A 20,267-nucleotide genomic window follows, 5' to 3' on the forward strand; every position below is an offset into this window, starting at 1 on the left:
GGGTTAGCGCCTGCTAACTGAACAGCATGCGAGGAAGTAGTCGATGGAGACTCTGGCTTCGAAGGTCGATCCGCTCTCAGCGGCGTTCGCGGCGAATTCCGCGGCCCAGGCGGAACTCGTCGGGGACCTGCGGCGCCGGCTCGCCACTGCAGCGCTGGGCGGACCGGAACGCTCCCGGGAACGCCATGTCGCGCGCGGCAAGCTCCTGCCGCGCGAGCGCATCGACCAGCTCCTCGACGACGGCAGCCCCTTCCTGGAGATCGCACCGCTGGCGGCGAACGGCATGTACGACGACGAGTGCCCCGGCGCCGGCGTGATCGCCGGCATCGGCCTGGTCCACGGGCGCCACGTGCTCGTGATCTCCAATGACGCCACCGTCAAGGGCGGGACGTACTACCCGATGACGGTCAAGAAGCACCTCCGGGCCCAGGAGATCGCCCTCGAGAACAACCTGCCGTGCGTCTACCTCGTCGATTCCGGCGGCGCCTTCCTGCCGCGCCAGGACGAGGTTTTCCCGGACCGCAACCACTTCGGCCGGATCTTCTACAACCAGGCCACCATGTCGGCCCGCAAGATCCCGCAGATCGCTGCCGTCCTGGGCAGCTGCACCGCGGGCGGTGCCTACGTGCCGGCCATGAGCGACGAGACCGTGATCGTCCGCAACCAGGGCACCATCTTCCTCGGCGGGCCCCCGCTCGTGAAGGCCGCGATCGGCGAAGTGGTCACGGCCGAGGAACTCGGCGGCGGCGACGTGCACGCCCGCGTGTCCGGCGTCACCGACCACCTCGCCGAGAACGACCAGCACGCTCTGGAGATCGTGCGGGACATCATCGCGACGCTTCCGCCGCCCGTCCGGTCCGATCCGTACGGGACCTCGGTCCCCGAACTGCCGGTCCTCGAGCCGGTGGTTCCGCAGGACGAGCTGTACGGAGCGGTGCCGACGGACGTCAACGCCTCCTACGACGCGCGGGAGGTCATCGCCCGGATCGTCGACGGCTCGCTCTTCCACGAGTTCAAGCGGGAGTACGGCACCACGCTCGTCACGGGCTTCGCGACGATTTCCGGCCACCGCGTCGGGATCGTCGCCAACAACGGCGTCCTGTTCAGCGAGTCCGCCCTCAAGGGAGCCCACTTCATTGAGCTCTGCGACCAGCGGGGGGTTCCCCTGGTCTTCCTGCAGAACCTGTCCGGGTTCATGGTCGGGAAGGACTACGAGGCGGGCGGCATCGCGAAGAACGGGGCCAAGATGGTCACCGCCGTGGCCACGTGCCGGGTCCCGAAGCTGACCGTCGTCGTCGGCGGGTCCTTCGGTGCCGGCAACTACTCCATGTGCGGGCGTGCCTTCTCCCCGCGCTTCCTCTGGATGTGGCCCGCCGGCCGCATCTCGGTGATGGGCGGGAACCAGGCCTCGTCGGTCCTCGCGACCGTCCGGCGCGACCAGCTGGAGGCCCGCGGTGAGGACTGGTCGCCCGAGGAGGAGGAGGCGTTCCGGAACCCCATCCGCGACCAGTACGAGGCGCAGGGAAACCCCTACTACTCGACGGCGCGCCTGTGGGACGACGGCGTGATCGATCCGGCGGACACGCGCACCGTCCTCGGCCTCGCGCTCGACGTGTGTGCCAACGCGCCCCTGCCCGACACCTCCTTCGGCCTCTTCCGGATGTGACCCCATGACACCCACCACTTCCTCCCGAAGGGGCTCCTGGCCCTTCGACACCGTCCTCGTCGCGAACCGGGGCGAGATCGCGAGCCGCGTCCTCCGCACGGTCCGTGCGCTCGGCCTCCGCTCGGTCGCCGTTTACAGCGACGCCGACGCCGGGGCCCGGCACGTCCTCGAAGCGGACCTCGCCGTGCGCATCGGTGGGGCATCGCCGTCGGAGAGCTACCTGTCCATTCCTGCCGTGCTCGACGCGTGCCGCCGTACCGGAGCGGGGGCGGTCCACCCCGGCTACGGGTTCCTCAGCGAGAACGCCGCGTTCGCGGACGCACTGCGGGAGCAGGGCATCGTGTTCATCGGGCCCTCCGTCCACGCGCTGGACGTCATGGGGGACAAGATCCGGTCCAAGAACCACGTCGCCGGGTTCGGCGTCCCCGTGGTGCCCGGCGTCGCCGAACCCGGGCTGTCCGACGACGACCTCCTCCGCGCCGCCCGCGACGTCGGCTTCCCCCTGCTCATCAAGCCCTCGGCCGGCGGAGGGGGCAAGGGCATGCACGCCGTGCACCGGCCCGAGGACCTGCCGGAGGCGCTCGCCACGGCCCGGCGTGTCGCCGAGCGCGCCTTCGGCGACGACACGCTGTTCCTCGAGCGCCTCATCGAACGCCCCCGGCACATCGAGGTGCAGGTGCTCGCGGACTCGCACGGCACCGTCCTCCACCTCGGCGAGCGCGAGTGCTCCCTGCAGCGCCGGCACCAGAAGGTGATCGAGGAGGCTCCCTCGTCCCTGCTGGACGAGGCCACGCGCCGCAGGATCGGCGAGGCAGCCTGCAGTGCGGCGCGCAGCGTCGACTACACCGGAGCCGGGACGGTGGAATTCCTCGTGTCCGATGCCGCCCCCGACGAGTTCTTCTTCATGGAGATGAACACCCGCCTGCAGGTCGAGCACCCCGTGACGGAACTCGTGACCGGCGTCGACCTCGTCGAGTGGCAGATCCGCATCGCTGCCGGCGAGGAACTGCCGCTGGCGCAGGAGGACGTCGTCCTCACCGGTCACGCGGTCGAGGCGCGCGTGTACGCCGAGAACTCCGAGGCAGGATTCCTGCCGTCCACCGGCAGCATCCTGGCACTCACCGAGCCGGCGGGGGAGGGCATCCGCGTGGACAGCTCGCTCCTGGCCGGCGGGTCCGTCTCGTCGTCGTACGATCCGATGCTCGCCAAGGTCATCGCCTGGGGCGCGGACCGCGGGCAGGCACTCGACCGCCTGGACGCGGCGCTCGCCGGCACGGTGGTGCTGGGCGTGGACACCAACATCGAGTACCTCCGCCTGCTCGTGAACGACGACGACGTGCGGGCGGCACGCCTCGACACCACCCTGATCGAGCGCCGGCTCCCAGGCCTGCCCTTCCGGCACGTCACCGCGGAGGAGATCGCGCTCGCCGGCGTGCTGCTCGTCGAGGCCGAACTAGCAGGACTCCCAGGGCCCCGCGGGTCCGCTGGGTCGCCATGGCGTCGCGGCGACGGGTTCCGGCTCGGGGCGGCCCGTCCCCGCACGGTGACGCTCGAACTCGACGGCGGCGCGACGGCGACCGTCCGGCTCCTGCGTGCCGGCAGCGGATGGACCGTGTCCGGCGACGCCGGTCCGGATGCAGCCCTGGCGGTCCGGGTCGACGCCCACGGCGGAGCGACGGTGGACGGCCTGCGGTCGCGCCGGCAGCACGCCGTCCACGGGGACACCGTGTGGCTGGGCGAGGCCGGCTGGTCGGCACGCCTCCGCCGGCCCGGGCGCCGGGAACTGCTCGACGCAGCCCTGTCCCGGATCACCCGCGAGGAAGGATCGGCCGACCCGTTGGTGCGGAGCCCCATGCCGGGGACCGTGGTGTCCGTGGCCGTCGAGGACGGCGCCGCCGTGCAGGCGGGCGACGTCCTCGTCGCGGTCGAGGCCATGAAGATGGAGCACCAGCTCACCGCCGCACTGTCCGGCGTCGTCCGACTGTCCCTGAAGCCCGGGGATCTCGTCCGCGCGCAGCAGGTCGTCGCAACCATCGAGGCCGCCCCGGAGGGCGGTCCCGCACCGATCCCGGAGGAAGGGAATGCAGCATGAACTTCGAACTGAGCGATGAATACCAGGACCTCGTCGACACGGTCCGCGACTTCGCGGACGAGGTGGTGGCGCCGGTCTCCGCGAAGCACGACGCCGAGCACAGCTTCCCCTACGAGGTGGTCAAGCAGATGGGGGACATGGGCCTGTTCGGCCTGCCGTTCCCCGAGGAGTACGGGGGCATGGGCGGCGACTACTTCGCGCTGTGCCTGGCCCTCGAGCAGCTGGCGCGCGTGGACCAGTCCGTGGCCATCACCCTCGAAGCCGGGGTGTCGCTCGGGGCCATGCCGGTCTACCGGTTCGGCACGGAGGAGCAGAAGCAGCAGTGGCTGCCCTCCCTCGCGGCGGGGACGGCCCTCGGCGGGTTCGGCCTCACTGAATCGGAGGCGGGCTCCGACGCCTCCGGCACGAAGACGACGGCGAGGCTCGAGGACGGCGCCGACGGCCCCGAGTGGGTGATCAACGGCACCAAGGAGTTCATCACGAACTCGGGCACCGACATCACCTCGCTGGTCACGGTCACCGCCGTGACCGGGACTTCCAAGCGCCCGGACGGCTCCGTGAAGAAGGAGATCTCCACTCTCCTCGTCCCCTCGGACACGCCGGGCTTCACGGCCGAGAAGGCCTACAACAAGGTGGGCTGGAACGCCTCGGACACGCATCCGCTCACGCTCCGGGACGTCCGCGTGCCGGAGGCGAACCTGCTCGGCCTGCGCGGCCGGGGGTACGCCAACTTCCTGCAGATCCTCGACGAGGGGCGGATCGCCATCGCGGCGCTCGCGACCGGTGCGGCGCAGGGCTGCGTGGAGGAGTCGATCCGCTACGCCGGGGAGCGGATGGCCTTCGGCAGCACCATCGGCGCCTACCAGTCCATCCAGTTCAAGATCGCCCGCATGCAGGTCCGCGCGCACACCGCCCGCCTGGCGTACTACGACGCGGCATCGCGCATGCTCGCCGGCAAGCCGTTCAAGACGCAGGCCTCGATCGCGAAGCTCGTGGCCGGTGAGGCGGCCATGGACAACGCCCGCGATGCGACACAGATCTTCGGCGGCTACGGTTTCATCAACGAGTTCGTGGTGTCCAGGCATTACCGTGACTCCAAGATCCTCGAGATCGGCGAAGGAACCACGGAGGTCCAGCTCATGCTGATCGCGAGGGAACTCGGCCTCTCGGCCGGCACCCCCGGGGCGCAGTAGCGGCCCGCGACACGTAAGGAGAAGCAGTGATCAACAAGGTGGTTGGCAGCGCGGCAGAGGCCGTGGCGGACATCCCCGACGGTGCCTCACTGGCCGTCGGCGGATTCGGCCTGTGCGGCATCCCGGGAGCCCTGATCGAGGCCCTGCACGCGCAGGGGACGGCGGAGCTCGAGACCGTGAGCAACAATTGCGGCGTCGACGACTGGGGCCTCGGCATCCTGCTGTCCGAGCACCGGATCCGCAGGACCATCAGTTCCTACGTCGGGGAGAACAAGGAGTTCGCGCGCCAGTACCTCGCGGGCGAGCTCGAGGTCGAGCTCACCCCCCAGGGAACCCTCGCCGAGAAGCTCCGTGCGGGTGGTGCGGGCATCCCCGCGTTCTACACCACGGCGGGTGTGGGCACCCAGGTCAGCGAGGGCGGTCTGCCCCAGCGGTACGACGACGCCGGCAACGTGGCCGTCGCGTCCAAGCCCAAGGAGGTGCGGTCCTTCGACGGCGTCGACTACGTGCTCGAGGAGTCACTCCGCCCGGACTACGCACTAGTGCATGCCTGGAAGGGCGACCGCCACGGCAACCTCGTCTTCCATGCCACCGCGATGAACTTCAACCCGCTGTGCGCCTCCGCCGGCAGGATCACCATCGCGGAGGTCGAGGAGCTCGTCGAACCCGGCGAGCTCGATCCCGGCTCCATCCACACACCCGGGATCTTCGTCCAGCGCGTGGTCCTGGTGCCCGACGCCGAGAAGCGCGTCGAGAAGCGCACCGTGTCGCTCACCGCCCCCGCCCCCGAAGGAGCATGACCATGGCACGAACCCGCAACGAGCTCGCCGCCCGGGTTGCGCAGGAACTGGAGAACGGACAGTACGTCAACCTCGGCATCGGCATGCCCACCCTCATCCCCAACTACATCCCGGCGGGCGTCGAGGTGGTGCTGCACTCCGAGAACGGGATCCTCGGCGTAGGCCCCTATCCCGCGGAGGACGCGGTGGACCCGGACCTCATCAACGCGGGGAAGGAGACCGTCACCGCCAACCCCGGGGCCGCGTTCTTCGATTCCGCGGCATCCTTCGGGATGATCCGCGGCGGCCACGTCGATGTCGCCGTCCTCGGAGCCATGGAGGTCGCGCGGAACGGGGACCTCGCCAACTGGATGGTCCCCGGCAAGATGGTCAAGGGCATGGGCGGGGCCATGGACCTCGTCTTCGGTGCGAAACGCGTCATCGTGATGATGGAACACGTCGACCGCTCCGGCCGGCCGAAGATCGTCGATTCCTGCTCCCTGCCGCTCACGGGCAAGGGGTGCGTGGACCGGATCGTCACCGACCTCGCCGTGATCGACGTCGAACCCGACGACGGCGGCACCCTGGTGCTGCGCGAGACCGCACCCGGTGTCACCGTCGAGGACGTGATCGCCGCGACCGGAGCGCCCCTGCGGATCGAGCTCGGGGAAGCCGCCGCATGAGCGGTGACGCCGTGCCGACCGGGCGCGTCATCGAGCAGCGCGGCCTGTACTTCGACGAGCTCGACGTCGGCACGGTGTATGCCCACCGGCCCGGGCGCACCCTGACGGAGGCGGACAACGTCCTGTTCACCACGCTGACCATGAATACCCAGGCCCTGCACCTCGACGCCGCCTGGTCCGCCGGGCAGCCCTTCGGGCAGCGTCTCGTGAACTCGATGCTGACCCTGGCGACGCTCGTCGGCCAGTCCGTCACGCAGCTCACGCAGGGCACCATCGTGGCCCAGCTGGGGCTCGCCGACATCGCCTTCCCCCGGCCGCTCTTCCACGGCGACACCCTGTACACCGAGACCGAGATCACCGGCATCCGCCCGTCGTCCTCGCGCCCCGGGCAGGGCATCGTGTCGATGGCCCACACCGGGCGCAACCAGCACGGCGACGTCGTGGCGACGGCGACCCGCTCCGTGCTGATGTGGTCCTCGACTGCGGCCCGGGAGGGACGATCGTGAGTGCTGCCACCCTCGGCCCTGCGCTGCTCTTCTGCCCCGCGGACCGCCCGGAGCGCTACGGCAAGGCCGCCGACCGCGCCGACACCGTCATCCTCGACCTGGAAGACGCGGTCGCGCCCGGGGCCAAGGAGGCCGCGCGGGCGGCGCTCGCCGAGGTTCCGCTCGCCCCCGAGCGCACCATGGTGCGGCTCAACGCGGTGGGTACGGCGGACTTCACCCTCGACTGCGAAGCCGTCCGCCGCACCGGCTACCGCACCGTCATGCTCGCCAAGACGGAGTCGCCCGAGCATGTCGCCGCGGTTCGTAAGGTCCTCGGGGACGTCGAGGTCATCGCCCTCGTCGAGACGGCCCGCGGAGTCGTGGAGGCCTCGGCGATCGCCCGCGCCGACGGCGTCACCGCGCTGATGTGGGGCGCCGAGGACCTCGTCGCCTCGCTGGGCGGCACGTCCAGCAGGACGTCGGGCGGCACCTACCGGGCGGTCGCACTTCAGGCGCGCTCGCAGGTACTCCTAGCGGCCGGGGCGGCGGGCGTGGGCTGCATCGATGCCGTCTACGTCGACATCGCCGACACCGAAGGCCTTTCCGCCGAGGCCGAGGATGCTGCCGCCTCCGGGTTCACGGCGAAGGCCTGCATCCACCCCGGGCAGGTCGCTGCGATCCGTGCCGCTTTCGCCCCCGACGACGCCGAGGTGGAGCGCGCCCGCGCGCTGCTCGCCGCCGCGGAGGGGGAGCGGGGGGTGTTCGCCTACGAGGGGCGCATGGTGGACGAGCCGATCCTGCGACACGCCCGCAGCGTCCTGGGCAGGGCGACGGGCCGATAGGGTCCGGCCTCGCCGGAGGTAGGGGAGCCGGACGCATCGACGACAGCGTCGTTGGAAGCACGCGTTCACAGCCTGACCGGACGCCTGGAAGTTTCGCACGCCCGGACAGGGGCCCTGCACGCTAATCTGCGCGCTGTCCGACCGACCTGAGGGAGCCCGCCAGGATCGAGACTCGCTCGATCGACTCCCAGAGAGCGTGGTCCATTGAGGCTTCGCTCGTCAGAAGGGCGGCGGAGACTCGACGTGGAGCGTCCGTTCAGTGCGCATCGCCGTCCCGAGATGGTTCATGATCCGGGCGGTCGTCGATGAATGCGAGTCAGCAGGCGGTGGTTCGGGCGGCGTCGTATAGGTCCGACCTCCCGGCGACCGCCAGGTCAGTCCGCCATCGGGATCGGGACTCGGCGTCCAGTCGGTCCGGTGCTTGAGCATGTGGTGCCGCCTGCAGGCGGGATAGAGGTTGTCCGCACTGGTGGAGCCGTCATCGGCCCAGGGCATCAGATGATCGAGGTCGCAGCGGCTGGCCGGACGGGAGCAGCCGTAGAAGCTGCATGTCTTCTCCCGGAGCTGGATCCAGGTCCGTAGGTCCTCGCTCGGTCGGTACCGCGTGCGGTCGAGGCCCAGGATGGCACCCGTGTACGGGTGGGTGAGCAGACGGAGCCAGGACGTGGCGTTCCCGGCCAGTCGGCGGGCGGCCTCGGCCTCGATGTGCGCTCAGCGGACCCCGAGGACGGAGCCGGAAGGATGGACGCCGACAACCTGCGGGATACTGGGGCCATGGATTTCAGCAACCCCTCCCGGCAGCATCGGCGCGTCTCCATCCTCGGTTCCACGGGCTCCATCGGGACCCAGGCACTCGACGTGATCGCCGCGGCTCCCGACCGCTTCAGTGTTGCCGGCCTCAGCGCCGGCGGGCGGAACCTGGAGCTTCTCGCCCGCCAGGCCGTGGCGGTCCGGGCTCCCGCCGTCGGGGTCGCATCCGCATCCGAAACGGACCTGGACCGTGCGATCGGGCAGGCCGCCGATGCGGCCAGCGTCACCGGCTACGCACCGGAGCTCTTCGCCGGTGAGGGCGCCGCGACGAAGGTGGCGGCCTGGCCCGACGCCGACGTCGTCCTGAACGGCATCACTGGGTCCATCGGCCTGGAGCCGACCCTGGCCGCGCTCGCCGCCGGACACCTGCTCGCACTGGCCAACAAGGAGTCGCTGATCGCCGGGGGAGCGCTCGTGCGTGCGGCGGCCGCCCCCGGGCAACTCGTCCCCGTCGACTCGGAGCACTCCGCGATCGCCCAGGCGCTCCGCGGCGGCACGGCCGACGAGGTGGACCGCCTGGTCCTCACGGCGTCCGGTGGCCCGTTCCGTGGCCGGACGCGCGCGCAGCTGCAGGACGTCACGCCGGCGCAGGCCCTCGCCCATCCCACGTGGGACATGGGCCGGGTGATCAGCACGAACTCCGCCTCCATGGTCAACAAGGCCCTCGAGGTGATCGAGGCGCACCTCCTCTTCGACATCCCGCTGGAGCGGATCGACGTCGTCGTCCACCCGCAGTCCGTCATCCACTCGATGGTGCAGTTCATCGACGGTTCCACGCTGGCCCAGGCCTCCCCGCCCGACATGCGTCTCCCAATCGCCCTCGGGATCGGCTGGCCGTTCCGGGTTCCGGGGTCGGCGCGTGCCTGCGACTGGAGCCGGCCCGCCGAGTGGACCTTCGAGCCGCTGGACGAGGAGGCCTTCCCGGCGATCGCGCTCGCCAAGCGTGCGGCAGTCGAGGGCGGCACGCGCATGGCCGTCTACAACGCCGCGAACGAGGAGGCCGTGGATGCTTTTCACAGGGGAGCCATAGGTTTTCCTGACATCGTGGACACGGTGGCCGCCGTCGTCGACGACCAGCGTGCCGTTGACAGCGGGGGTGCCGGTGGGGCGCTGACCCTGGCTGCGGTGCTCGACGCGGAGCGCTGGGCACGGGCGAGGGCCCGGGTCCGTTGTGGCCTCGAGGAAACTCCGCTGGGGTCGCCGCTGCCGGACACGGCAGCCCGTTCGGAAGGCCAGAAGGAAAAGCTGTGACTGTTCTCTTGTTTCTCGCCGGCGTGCTCTTCGTCGTGATCGGGATCGCGGCGTCGATCGCCCTGCACGAGGTGGGTCACCTGGTGCCCGCGAAGCTCTGCCGGGTCCGTGTCACGCAGTACATGATCGGCTTCGGCCCAACGGTCTGGTCCCGGCGCCGGGGGGAGACCGAGTACGGGCTGAAGGCGATCCCGGCCGGCGGCTACGTCTCGATGGTGGGCATGTTCCCGCCCGCGACGTCCGAGGCCGGCGCGGTACGGCAGTCCAGCACCGGCGTCTTCCAGCAGCTGACCGACGATGCCCGCCAGGCCGCCGCCGAACAGCTGCAGCCCGGCGACGAGAACCGTGTCTTCTACAAGCTGCCCATCTGGAAGCGGATCGTCATCATGCTCGGCGGGCCACTGATGAACCTCCTGATCGGGACGGTCCTGTTCGCCGTGCTCATCATGGGGTTCGGCACCGCCCAGGCGACCACGACGGTGGCCGAGGTCTACCGGTGCGTGGTGCCGGCAAGCCAGCAGGCGGCCACAGGCCAGACCGACTGCGGCCCGGATGATCCCGCCGCCCCCGCCTTCGAGGCGGGCCTCGAGCCGGGGGACCGCGTCGTCGCCTTCGACGGCAGGGAGGTCACCGACTGGAACGAGTTCTCCGGGTGGATCCGTGAGGCAGCGGGACGCGAGGTCGGCATCACCGTTGTGCGCGACGGCGAGACCGTCGATTCCCGGATCACCCCCCTGCTGACGGAGCGGCCGGTCACGACGGCCGACGGCGCCGTCGAGGTCGACGACGAGGGCAACGCCGTGACCCAGGAGGTCGGTTTCATCGGCATCGGGTCGACGCAGGAACTGGTGCCGCAGCCGGCGAGTGCGGTCCTCCCGGCCGTCGGCGACTCTCTGGCCCGCGTCGCGGGAGTGGTCCTCAACCTCCCGCAACGCGTCGTCGAGGTGGGCCAGGCAGCGTTCTCGGACGCTCCCCGTGACCCGGAGGGTCCGATCAGCGTGGTGGGCGTCGGCAGGATCGCGGGGGAGATCTCCGCGATGGAGGAGATCCCCCTGGTCTCCCGCGTGGCGACGCTCGTCGGACTCGTCGCCGGCGTGAACCTCGCCCTGTTCGTGTTCAACCTGGTCCCGCTGCTCCCGCTCGACGGCGGGCACGTGGCGGGAGCGCTCTGGGAGGGCCTCCGTCGCGGGATCGCCCGCCTGCTGAAGCGGCCGGATCCGGGGCCCTTCGACATGGCCAGGCTCCTGCCGCTCACCTACGCCGTGGCTGTCCTGCTCATGGGGATGGGTGTCCTGCTGATCTACGCCGACATCGTGAAGCCGGTCGACCTCTTCGGCTGATCGGTTGTATTTCAGAATTCAACCCCATACGGTTGATGAGTGTTCGTCCTCACCATCGACCAGGCGGGCAGCCGCTCCTCAACGGACCGCGTCCCGGAACTACTCGGCCTCCTGCGCCCCATCCCCACGGTGCTGCCCTGGGAGCGGTCGGTCGGCGACGAGGCGCAGGGCGTGGTCGCCTTCGCGGCCGACGTCGTCGATGCCGCGATGCTCTGCCTACGTGCGGGTGGCTGGTACGTCGGGATCGGCATCGGAGACGTGGAGCAGCCCTTTCCGGCCTCCCCGCGGGAAGGTCGTGGGTCGGCCTTCGTCGCTGCCCGGAAGGCCGTCGACCGCGCCAAGAAGACGGGGGACCGCGCGCCCCTCGCCGTCGAGGGACCGGATGGTCGGAATGACGGCGCAGGGGAGGCTGAGGGAGTGCTCGCGCTGCTCGGCCGCCACGTCATGGGCCGCTCGGAGGCCGAGTGGCGCATCCTCGACCTCCTCAAGCCCGGCGAGCGCGGCACGCAGACGGCCGTCGCTCAGACCCTCGGCATCAGCCCGCAGGCCGTGAGCAAGGCCGCGGCCCGCGCCGCCTGGCACGAGGAGCATGCCGTCCGGCCCGCAGCCGCCCGCCTCCTGGCCTGGGTCGACGGCGCGACCGCCGAGCCGGTCGCCTAGCTGCGTCGCGCTGGCGGGAGGACACGCGGTCGTCACGCGCCGGTCGTGGTCCCGGCGTCCGTCGAGACGGCACAAAAAACCACCCGCGAGGCCTTTTCATGGTCGTTTCTGTCCGTTCGACGGCTCGCCTGCCGTTACGTCACCTGCTCCTGGAGCTTTCGTCCAGCCGTCGTCGTCCCGCGCTGATCCCCCAGTCGCTCGGCGCCGGTCGAGACGACCCACAAGAGCACCCGAGAGGCCTCCTCGTGGTCGCCGGACGCAGTGGCGGGGGAGCAGCACCGTTGGGGGTGCCGTGGGGTAGATATGAAGGTGGGGTAGACATGGAGGAAGGACGAAGGAGGCTCGGTGGACGCACTATGGATCGCTGTGGCGCTGCTCGTGGCGGGCGGCGTCGGTTCACCCGTGACCATGCTCGTGCTACGCCTGGCCCGGTCGGTGGACACCGCGGAACGGCGCCGCGAGGAACCGCCCGAGCCGGCGGACCAGCCCCAGTTCGACCTCCCCGCTCCACCCGCCGATCCGCCCCAGGCGCCGGTCGACGCCCTGCCGCCGGGCGTGCTCCGCGGAGGGCTGGTCATCGGCGTGCTCGAGCGGCTCGCGGTGACCGTCGCCATCCTCGGCGGGCAGCCGGTCGCCATCGCGTACGTCGTCGCCGTCAAGGCGTTGGGGCGCTACGCCGAACTCAAGGAGACCCCCGCGGCTTCCGAGCGGTTCATCATCGGCACGCTGGCCTCGATGCTCTGGGCGGCAGGCGTGGCGACGATCATCAAGGTCTACCTGCTACCGGTCCCGTAGGGTGAAGCCATGAGTATCTTCGCCGTCGAGTACGTATACAGCCCCGACCACAACGACCTCCGCGACGAGCACCGGCCGGCCCACAGGGCGTGGCTGCAGGGGCTCGTGGAGCAGGGCCGCGTCCTGGCCTCCGGCCCCTTCACGGATGGCACGGGTGCCCTCCTGGTCTTCTCCGCCGACACCGAGGCGGATCTCAACCAGCTCGTGAGCCAGGACCCGTTCGCCGTCGTCGGAGCCATCGCGGCTGTCAAGACCATCGGGTGGAATCCCGTCCTCGGAGCGTTCCGCGACCTCGTGTGACCTGGATCGCCACGGAGCCGTCGGTCGCCGGGGCGGGTGGATAATGAAATCAAGAATCTCGTCAGACGTGCGGTCAAGGCCGCCAGCATGGAGGATGTTTTGACCTCGGTCAACCTAGGAATGCCAGCAGCACCGCCGCCCGTCCTCGCCCCCCGGCGCAAGACCCGCCAGATCAAGGTCGGATCGGTGGGCGTCGGATCGGATTCCCCGATCAGCATCCAGTCGATGACCACCACCCCCACCACGGACATCAACGCCACGCTGCAGCAGATCGCGGAACTGACCGCCACCGGCTGCGACATCGTCCGTGTGGCCTGCCCGTCCGCGGACGACGCCGCCGCGCTCCCGATCATCGCGAAGAAGTCCCAGATCCCCGTGATCGCCGACATCCACTTCCAGCCGAAGTACGTCTTCGCCGCGATCGACGCCGGCTGCGCGGCCGTGCGCGTCAACCCCGGCAACATCCGGAAGTTCGACGACCAGGTCAAGGAGATCGCTGCAGCCGCCAAGGCCGCGGGGACCTCCATCCGCATCGGCGTCAATGCCGGCTCCCTGGACCCGCGCCTCATGGAGAAGTACGGGAAGGCCACGCCCGAGGCCCTCGTCGAGTCCGCCGTCTGGGAGGCGTCCCTCTTCGAGGAGCACGACTTCCACGACTTCAAGATCTCCGTGAAGCACAACGACCCCGTGATCATGGTCCGCGCCTACGAGCTGCTCGCCGAGCGCGGCGACTGGCCCCTGCACCTCGGCGTGACGGAGGCCGGACCGGCCTTCCAGGGCACGATCAAGTCCGCCACCGCCTTCGGGGCGCTCCTGTCCAAGGGCATCGGCGACACCATCCGCGTCTCGCTCTCGGCCCCGCCGGTCGAGGAGATCAAGGTGGGCAACCAGATCCTGCAGTCGCTCAACCTGCGCCCCCGCAAGCTCGAGATCGTGTCCTGCCCGTCCTGCGGCAGGGCCCAGGTGGACGTCTACACGCTCGCCGAGGAGGTCACCGCCGGCCTCGAGGGCATGGAGGTCCCGCTGCGCGTGGCCGTCATGGGCTGCGTCGTCAACGGGCCTGGCGAGGCCCGCGAAGCCGACCTGGGTGTCGCATCCGGCAACGGCAAGGGGCAGATCTTCGTCCGGGGCCAGGTCATCAAGACTGTCCCCGAGGACCAGATCGTTGAGACACTCATCGAGGAAGCGATGCGGCTCGCAGAGGAAATGGGTGAGGCTGATGGCGAAACTGCTGGCCAGGGTGGCCCCATGGTTACCGTTAGCTAGGCCCCAGCCCGACCCCGAAGGGCCCTGGTCCTTCCGGGTCCTCGGTAAGGAGGACACCAGGGATCTCTGGGCGATCGTCGCCGCGGACCCGGTGGCCAACGTGTTCGTAGCCTCCCACCTCGAATCCATGGGCACGGCTGCGCCGTCGTTCTCCGGTGGGGAGATCATCGGCATGTTCCGGCACAACGAGCTGCGCGCTGCCTGCTGGGCCGGCGTGAACCTCGTGCCGATCGGTGTGACGGACGAGACCGGAGCCATCTTCGGTGATCACCTCGGCCGGTCGGGCCGGACTTTTTCGTCGATCTTCGGGCTCTCCGAGGGCGTCCTGGACCTGTGGTCGACGCTCGAGGACTACAGCGCCGAGCCGTTCGACGTGCGCCCCACGCAGCCGCTCATGGCCATCGACACGGACCCGCTGCTCGCCCCCGCGCCCGACCTCCGGTTCACGCGACCCGATGAACTCGACCGCCTCCTGCCCGCCTGCGCTGCGATGTTCGAGGAGGAAGTGGGCTACTCGCCGTTCATCGGCGGGTCCGACCACTACCGGCGGCGCGTCGCGTCCCTGATCAGCCGGAAGCACTCGCTCGCCGCGTTCGACGACGACGGCGAGGTGGTCTTCAAGGCCGAACTGGGCACGGTGTCGTCGCAGGCCGTGCAGGTGCAAGGTGTCTGGATGAACCCCGACCACCGGGGCAGGGGCCTGAGCGCCGCCTACATGGCCGCCGTCGTCGTCGCCGCCCGCTCGCTGGCCCCGACCGTGAGCCTCTACGTGAACTCCTACAACACCCGGGCCCTCGCGGCCTATCGGCGCGTGGGCTTCGAGCAGGTGGACACGTTCGCGACCATCCTCTTCTGAGGAGGGGGTTGCGGGCGCGGCGGCCCGCGGCGGTCCAGCGGACGGGACCCGCTAGATTGGTACCTGTTGTTTCCCGCCGGACGGCGGGAAGGTGAATGGCAGTACCGATATGAACGGACACCCGCGTGGTCTTACGACTCTCGACCCTTTTCCTGCGCACCCTGCGTGAAGATCCAGCCGACGCCGAAGTCGCGAGCCACCGTCTCCTGGTGCGCGCGGGCTACATCCGGCGCGCGGCGCCCGGTATCTACAGCTGGCTGCCGTTGGGGCTCAAGGTCCTCGCGCGGGTCGAGGCCATCGTCCGCGAGGAGATGGAAGCCATCGGCGCGCAGGAGGTCCATTTCCCGGCGCTGCTGCCCAAGGAGCCCTACGAGGCGACCAACCGCTGGACCGAGTACGGCGACGGCATCTTCCGCCTGAAGGACCGCAAGGGCGCGGACTACCTCCTTGCGCCGACGCACGAGGAGATGTTCACCCTGCTCGTGAAGGACCTGTACACCTCGTACAAGGACCTTCCCGTGAGCCTGTTCCAGATCCAGACGAAGTACCGGGACGAGGCGCGCCCCCGGGCGGGCCTGCTCCGCGGACGCGAGTTCATCATGAAGGACTCCTACTCGTTCGACATCGACGACGAGGGCCTGGAGGCGAGCTACCAGCTGCACCGCGCCGCCTACCTCCGCATCTTCGAGCGCCTCGGCCTCGAGGTGGTGCCTGTGACGGCGACCGCCGGGGCCATGGGCGGGTCGAAGAGCGAGGAGTTCCTGCACCCGACGCCCATCGGCGAGGACACCTTCGTCCGGTCCGCCGGCGGCTACACCGCCAACGTCGAAGCCGTTACCACGGTGGTCCCCGACCCGATCGACTTCGCCGACGCACCCGCCGCGGAGGTACGCGACACCCCCGATACCCCCACCATCGGCACCCTCGTGGACCACGCCAATGCCGCGGTGCCCCGCGACGACCGTGCCTGGACCGCCGCCGACACCCTCAAGAACGTGGTGCTGGCCGCCGTGCTGCCGACCGGCGAGCGCGAGATCGTCGTCGTCGGCGTGCCGGGTGACCGCTCCGTGGACCTCAAGCGGATCGAGGCGAACATCGCCGGCCACCTCGCGACGGGCGGCGAGGTCGCCGTCGAGGCCGCCAACGAGGAGGACCTGAAGAAGCACCCGGGCCTCGTCAAGGGGTACATCGGCCCGGGCCTCGCCCTGGACTCCGCCGTCATCGGCGCCGAGGCGTCCACCGGCCTGAAGTATCTCGTGGACCCCCGCGTGGTTCCCGGCACGTCGTGGATCACGGGCGCCAACGAGCACGGCAAGCACGTCTTCGGGCTCATCGCGGGCCGCGACTTCGCCTGGGACGGCGTCGTCGAGGCCGTCGAGGTGCGCGAGGGCGACGAGGCACCCGACGGGTCGGGACCGCTGATCGCTGCCCGTGGCATCGAGATGGGCCACATCTTCCAGCTCGGCCGCAAGTACGCGGACGCGCTCGGCCTGAAGGTCCTCGACCGGAACGGCAAGCTCGCCACGGTCACCATGGGCTCGTACGGCGTGGGCGTCACGCGCGCCATCGCGGCCCTCGCCGAGTCCAACCACGACGAGCGCGGTATCGTCTGGCCCCGCAACGTCGCTCCCGCCGACGTCCACATCGTCGCGACCGGCAAGGGTGCCGAGGTGTTCGAGGCCGCGGAGAAGCTCGCCGCAGAGCTCGAGGCGGCAGGCCTCGCCGTCCTGTACGACGACCGGCCCAAGGTGTCCCCGGGCGTGAAGTTCGGCGACGCGGAGCTCATCGGGGTGCCCACCATCGTCGTCGTCGGGCGTGGGCTGGCGGACGGAGTGCTTGAGGTCAAGGACCGCAGGACGGGCGAGGCGCAGAACGTCCCGGTCGCCGAGGCCGCCGCGCTGCTGCGCGGACTCGCCGACTCCTAACCCGCGGTGGGCTGGGGACTCGAGGAACTGCACCTCGCGACGATCCTGCTGGTGCTCGTCGCGGGGTTCGCCGCCGGGTGGGTGGATGCCGTCGTCGGCGGAGGCGGGCTGCTGCAGCTGCCGGCGCTGCTGTTGGTCCCCGGCATCGCGCCCGTCGAGGCCCTGGCCACCAACAAGCTCGGGTCCATCTTCGGGACGACGACGAGCGCCGTCACCTACTACCGGCGGGCCCACCCGGACCTGAAGACGGCGCTGCCGATGGCGGGGATCGCTCTCGTCGGCAGCTTCGGCGGGGCGGTTCTCGCGGCGTCCCTGCCGTCGTCGGTCTTCAAGCCGGTCATCGTGGTGGCGCTGATCGCCGTCGCTGTGTTCACCGCGCTGAAGCCGTCGGTCGGCACTCTCACGAAGCTGCGCCACCAGGGAGCGCGGCACTACGGGACGGCCGGTGCGATCGGGCTCGTCATCGGGTTCTACGACGGGCTGATCGGGCCGGGGACGGGCTCCTTCCTCATCATCGCGATGGTCACCCTGCTCGGCTACAACTTCCTCGGTGCCAGCGCGAAGGCGAAGATCGTGAACATGGCGACCAACTTCGGTGCCCTGATGTTCTTCCTCCCGAACGGCTCCATCCTGTGGGGGCTGGGGCTCCTGCTCGGTGTCGCCAACATGGCCGGTGGCTACACCGGGTCCCGCATGGCGATCAGCCAGGGCAGCAGGTTCATCCGGATCGTGTTCCTCGCCGTGGTGGGGGCCCTGATCCTCAAACTCGGTTACGACGTCTGGGTGGAGAACCTGCGGCCGTTCCTCGCCGGGGCCGGGTAGCAGCCGGCGCCGGCTGCGCTAGAGGACCGGCAGGTCGCCGACCGGCGGCAGCCCGTCCAGTGTCCGCCCGAGCACCGAACTCGCCACCCACAGGGACCGCTGCGCGTCGCCCGTCCGGCCATGGGCGAGGTAGGACAGCGCGTTGCGCACCTCGCGGACCACGGTCCAGCCCCGGCCGAGGCCGGCATCGAGGCCGGCGGCCGCCGCAAGGGCCGTGCAGTGGGCGCGAAGGTGACCCGCCGGGTCCGCGGCGTCGAGCTCGGACAGGCGGTTCCACAGCATCGGCGCCACGGCGTACTCGGCGTCGCCGAGCACCGGCTTCGGGTCGATCGCGGTGAACTCCCGCAGCTGGCCCCGCGCGGACGGCAGGAGGTTCCCGTAGTGCAGGTCCGAATGCACGAGGACGTCGCGCTGCGACCGTCGCCCCACGATGCCGCGCGACTGGCACACCTCCAGCGCGGACTCCATGAGCCACCGCGGGAAGGGTTCGCCGAGTTCGTGCCACCGTGCGGGAAGGGTGTCCGTCCACTGCTCGGCGTCGGACGCGAGGTGCGGGAAGGCGGCCCAGGGGGCGCTGTCCCCGGCCGGTATCGACAGCCGGCGCAGCACACGGCCCCACGGTTCGGGCGTCTCGTCGAGCGGGACGTCCAGCAGGGAGTGGTCGCCGTCGAGCCGGTCGAGCAGCAGTGCGAAGTCGGGGCGTGACGCCGCGAGCAGGCGCACCGCACCCGTCCCGTCCCAGAGCTCCAGCGCATCGGGCTCCGCCACGGCCTCGTCGTGCGGGATCGTGAGCTTGAGGACGGCCTCCGCGGCATCGTCGTCCCGCCGGACGACAGGTACGACGACGGCGCACCGGCCCGCCCAGACGGGCTGTCCGTGCCGCAGATCGAGGACCAGGTTCCAGGCGTCGAGCCTCGCGGCCAGCAACTCCCGCCACTCACGGGTCCATCGGGCACCGCCGTCGATGCTCCGCGCGCTCTGCAGGAGCCGGGGTGGCAGGTCCGGAAGACCGCCCGGGGTGCGGTCCTGGATCCTAGCCACCGCTCGGCCCTGCCGGTGCCGGGGAGTCCTCGGGAGCCGGTTCCGCCCCCGGCGTCGATGCGTCGGCGGAATTCCCCGCGGATCCCGCCGGGGACTCCGCCGTCAGACCGGGGAAGGCGTCGAGCGGCGTTCCCGCCTCGAGGCTGCGCTGGACGGCCGCGTTGTAGGAGGCGACGGCCCACGCGCGGACGTCCGGTCCGACAGCGGACACGAGGCCGGCATACAGCTCGGCGTGGTCCTGTTCGAGCTCCCGGAGGGCTGCCGCCGGATCGGCGCGGAAGGCCGGGGTGATCGCGAAGCCCGCAGGAGCAGGGGCCACGGGGACGCAGAGCTCCGCGAGGCGCCGGGCGGCGTCGTCGGCTGCCGCCTGGTGGACAGCCGACCGCGCGAGCGCTGCTGCGGGGTCGGGCACCAGCGCAGCGGCGACCTCGTAGCCGTAGCGGGCCTCGTCCTCGGCCCTTTTCGCGTTCAGCAGGGCCTGCCGGTCGGCCTCGGTGCCGAGGGGGGTCCCGGCGCAGTCGTCCGGCCCGGCGGGGTCGGCGGACGAGGCGGGCGTGGGTGCGTCGGCGGGTGTCGGTTCGCCGGCGGGGTCGCGAGCGCCGGCCGACGGGGCGGGTCCGGCGGATGAGGTGGGGTCGGCGGGCGAGGTGGGGTCTGCGGGAACGATCGGCTCTGCTTCGTCGGCTGTGAGGTCCGCGGCGGACAGGGCGTCGGCAGTAGGGAGTCCGGGCTCGGTCCCGAGCGTCTGCCCGATGAGCACCGCCTGCCGCCACTGGTTGGCTCCCGCGGAGGCGAGCACGCGTGCGGGGCCGGGTTCGGCGTCGACGGCGTCCCGCAGGCTCCGCAGGGCGCTGTCCCGGAGCATCGACAGGAGGCCCGGTCCGTCCATCGGTGCCTCGGCGCTCGAGGAGGCTCCCGGCGCCGGGACCGGGCCGGCAGGCGTGGAACCGGCTGACGCGGTGCCGGCCGGCGTGGAACCGGCCGACGCAGTGCCGGCGGGCGTGGAACCGGCCGGCGCGGTGCCGGCGGCACCCGTCCCCTCGGGTGCGGGGGAGCGTGGCAGGGAGACGGCGTCCGCCTGCGCCTCCAGGTCGGCGGCGACCGCTGTCAGCCTCTCCCCGAGGGCGGGCTCGAGGCCCGGCTGGAGGGCCGCCGTGGCCCGCGCGGAGGCGGCCAGTGCGCGGTACCGTCCCTCGGCGTCGAGCTGGGCCTGTTCGCCGGCCGAGTAGACGGGGGCGGACGGTTCGGCGGACCGCAGCCCGATCCCGACGACGATTCCTGCCGCGAGCAGGACGACGGCGAACAGGCCGACGAGCCCCGCGGACCAGCGCACGGCGCGTCCGGCGACGTGGCTTCCGCGCACCCGCTGTCCGCCCGTTCCCGCCCGCATCATCACAGTTCCCGATGATGCCACGGAGGGCTGCGTTTCACCCGGTCCTACACCCGGCACCCCGGAATGTC

General features: G+C 70.9%; 19 protein-coding genes. 16 read left to right on the forward strand and 3 right to left on the reverse strand.

All coding sequences use genetic code 11. From position 1 onward, the window contains the following. The first annotated feature begins 43 nt into the window (after positions 1 to 43). From ACX80I_RS14400 to ACX80I_RS14430, 7 genes are read left to right on the forward strand one after another with little or no spacing between them, the layout of a single operon-like run. Positions 44 to 1,666 (forward strand): carboxyl transferase domain-containing protein, encoded by a 1,623-nt coding sequence (locus tag ACX80I_RS14400; protein WP_459345797.1) that lies wholly within the window; start codon positions 44 to 46, stop codon positions 1,664 to 1,666. Positions 1,667 to 1,670: 4 nt separating this feature from the next. After that, complete coding sequence (locus ACX80I_RS14405) at positions 1,671 to 3,758, forward strand: acetyl/propionyl/methylcrotonyl-CoA carboxylase subunit alpha (protein ID WP_459345798.1); 2,088 nt, start codon at positions 1,671 to 1,673, stop codon at positions 3,756 to 3,758. Continuing rightward, positions 3,755 to 4,951, forward strand: coding sequence for an acyl-CoA dehydrogenase family protein (locus tag ACX80I_RS14410; RefSeq protein WP_459345799.1), 1,197 nt, complete (start codon positions 3,755 to 3,757; stop codon positions 4,949 to 4,951). The genes ACX80I_RS14405 and ACX80I_RS14410 overlap by 4 nt, the downstream gene beginning before the upstream one ends. A 26-nt stretch (positions 4,952 to 4,977) precedes the next feature. Beyond that, positions 4,978 to 5,751: a CoA transferase subunit A gene (locus tag ACX80I_RS14415; RefSeq protein WP_459345800.1), complete on the forward strand. Its 774-nt coding sequence runs from the start codon at positions 4,978 to 4,980 to the stop codon at positions 5,749 to 5,751. A gap of 2 nt (positions 5,752 to 5,753) precedes the next feature. Then, positions 5,754 to 6,413 (forward strand): CoA transferase subunit B, encoded by a 660-nt coding sequence (locus ACX80I_RS14420; RefSeq protein WP_459345801.1) that lies wholly within the window; start codon positions 5,754 to 5,756, stop codon positions 6,411 to 6,413. Next, on the forward strand, positions 6,410 to 6,919 hold the full coding sequence (locus tag ACX80I_RS14425; RefSeq protein WP_459345802.1) for a MaoC family dehydratase: 510 nt from the start codon (positions 6,410 to 6,412) through the stop codon (positions 6,917 to 6,919). Before ACX80I_RS14420 ends, ACX80I_RS14425 begins: the two co-directional genes overlap by 4 nt. Next, positions 6,916 to 7,740: an HpcH/HpaI aldolase/citrate lyase family protein gene (locus ACX80I_RS14430; RefSeq protein ID WP_459345803.1), complete on the forward strand. Its 825-nt coding sequence runs from the start codon at positions 6,916 to 6,918 to the stop codon at positions 7,738 to 7,740. Before ACX80I_RS14425 ends, ACX80I_RS14430 begins: the two co-directional genes overlap by 4 nt. A 219-nt stretch (positions 7,741 to 7,959) precedes the next feature. Here the strand turns inward: ACX80I_RS14430 and ACX80I_RS14435 are convergent, their stop codons facing one another. Continuing rightward, entirely contained in the window at positions 7,960 to 8,445 is a 486-nt protein-coding gene (locus tag ACX80I_RS14435) for an HNH endonuclease signature motif containing protein (protein WP_459345833.1), read from the reverse strand. A 69-nt stretch (positions 8,446 to 8,514) separates the two neighbouring features. Between ACX80I_RS14435 and dxr the strand changes: the two genes are divergently transcribed. The 9 genes from dxr to ACX80I_RS14480 all read left to right on the forward strand — a co-directional run bounded on the left by dxr (position 8,515) and on the right by ACX80I_RS14480 (position 17,765). Continuing rightward, positions 8,515 to 9,801 (forward strand): 1-deoxy-D-xylulose-5-phosphate reductoisomerase, encoded by a 1,287-nt coding sequence (gene dxr, locus ACX80I_RS14440; protein WP_459345804.1) that lies wholly within the window; start codon positions 8,515 to 8,517, stop codon positions 9,799 to 9,801. Next, a complete protein-coding gene (locus tag ACX80I_RS14445; RefSeq protein WP_459345805.1) occupies positions 9,798 to 11,141 on the forward strand; it encodes a M50 family metallopeptidase in 1,344 nt (447 codons plus the stop codon). Before dxr ends, ACX80I_RS14445 begins: the two co-directional genes overlap by 4 nt. A gap of 39 nt (positions 11,142 to 11,180) precedes the next feature. Next, on the forward strand, positions 11,181 to 11,801 hold the full coding sequence (locus ACX80I_RS14450) for a MarR family transcriptional regulator (RefSeq protein ID WP_459345806.1): 621 nt from the start codon (positions 11,181 to 11,183) through the stop codon (positions 11,799 to 11,801). A 345-nt stretch (positions 11,802 to 12,146) separates the two neighbouring features. Then, a complete protein-coding gene (locus ACX80I_RS14455; RefSeq protein ID WP_459345807.1) occupies positions 12,147 to 12,596 on the forward strand; it encodes a hypothetical protein in 450 nt (149 codons plus the stop codon). Positions 12,597 to 12,605: 9 nt separating this feature from the next. Next, a complete protein-coding gene (locus tag ACX80I_RS14460) occupies positions 12,606 to 12,896 on the forward strand; it encodes a YciI family protein (protein WP_459345808.1) in 291 nt (96 codons plus the stop codon). A 99-nt stretch (positions 12,897 to 12,995) separates the two neighbouring features. Further along, complete coding sequence (ispG, locus tag ACX80I_RS14465) at positions 12,996 to 14,162, forward strand: flavodoxin-dependent (E)-4-hydroxy-3-methylbut-2-enyl-diphosphate synthase (RefSeq protein ID WP_087072205.1); 1,167 nt, start codon at positions 12,996 to 12,998, stop codon at positions 14,160 to 14,162. Continuing rightward, positions 14,116 to 15,018, forward strand: coding sequence for a GNAT family N-acetyltransferase (locus ACX80I_RS14470; RefSeq protein ID WP_459345809.1), 903 nt, complete (start codon positions 14,116 to 14,118; stop codon positions 15,016 to 15,018). Before ispG ends, ACX80I_RS14470 begins: the two co-directional genes overlap by 47 nt. Positions 15,019 to 15,143: 125 nt before the next feature. Then, complete coding sequence (locus tag ACX80I_RS14475; RefSeq protein ID WP_459345810.1) at positions 15,144 to 16,943, forward strand: proline--tRNA ligase; 1,800 nt, start codon at positions 15,144 to 15,146, stop codon at positions 16,941 to 16,943. 6 nt (positions 16,944 to 16,949) lie between these two features. After that, positions 16,950 to 17,765 (forward strand): sulfite exporter TauE/SafE family protein, encoded by an 816-nt coding sequence (locus tag ACX80I_RS14480; RefSeq protein WP_459345811.1) that lies wholly within the window; start codon positions 16,950 to 16,952, stop codon positions 17,763 to 17,765. A gap of 18 nt (positions 17,766 to 17,783) precedes the next feature. Here the strand turns inward: ACX80I_RS14480 and ACX80I_RS14485 are convergent, their stop codons facing one another. Together ACX80I_RS14485 and ACX80I_RS14490 are read right to left on the reverse strand one after the other, a co-directional pair. Beyond that, the gene (locus ACX80I_RS14485; protein WP_459345812.1) at positions 17,784 to 18,806 is read right to left on the reverse strand and encodes an aminoglycoside phosphotransferase family protein; all 1,023 of its coding nucleotides are present in this window, start codon (positions 18,804 to 18,806) and stop codon (positions 17,784 to 17,786) included. Further along, positions 18,799 to 20,220, reverse strand: a complete 1,422-nt coding sequence (locus ACX80I_RS14490; RefSeq protein WP_459345813.1) for a DUF4439 domain-containing protein — start codon at positions 20,218 to 20,220, stop codon at positions 18,799 to 18,801. The genes ACX80I_RS14485 and ACX80I_RS14490 overlap by 8 nt, the downstream gene beginning before the upstream one ends. Positions 20,221 to 20,267: the final 47 nt, after the last annotated feature.

This window comes from Arthrobacter rhamnosi (genome assembly GCF_054510855.1).

Excerpts from the sequence above, each read along its gene's own strand:
- ACX80I_RS14400 (WP_459345797.1), top strand. The coding sequence starts at position 44 with ATGGAGACTCTGGCTTCGAAGGTCGATCCGCTCTCAGCGGCGTTCGCG.
- ACX80I_RS14460 (WP_459345808.1), top strand. The coding sequence starts at position 12,606 with ATGAGTATCTTCGCCGTCGAGTACGTATACAGCCCCGACCACAACGAC.
- ACX80I_RS14425 (WP_459345802.1), top strand. The coding sequence starts at position 6,410 with ATGAGCGGTGACGCCGTGCCGACCGGGCGCGTCATCGAGCAGCGCGGC.
- dxr (WP_459345804.1), top strand. The coding sequence starts at position 8,515 with ATGGATTTCAGCAACCCCTCCCGGCAGCATCGGCGCGTCTCCATCCTC.
- ACX80I_RS14470 (WP_459345809.1), top strand. The coding sequence starts at position 14,116 with ATGGCGAAACTGCTGGCCAGGGTGGCCCCATGGTTACCGTTAGCTAGG.
- ACX80I_RS14420 (WP_459345801.1), top strand. The coding sequence starts at position 5,754 with ATGGCACGAACCCGCAACGAGCTCGCCGCCCGGGTTGCGCAGGAACTG.
- ACX80I_RS14405 (WP_459345798.1), top strand. The coding sequence starts at position 1,671 with ATGACACCCACCACTTCCTCCCGAAGGGGCTCCTGGCCCTTCGACACC.
- ACX80I_RS14410 (WP_459345799.1), top strand. The coding sequence starts at position 3,755 with ATGAACTTCGAACTGAGCGATGAATACCAGGACCTCGTCGACACGGTC.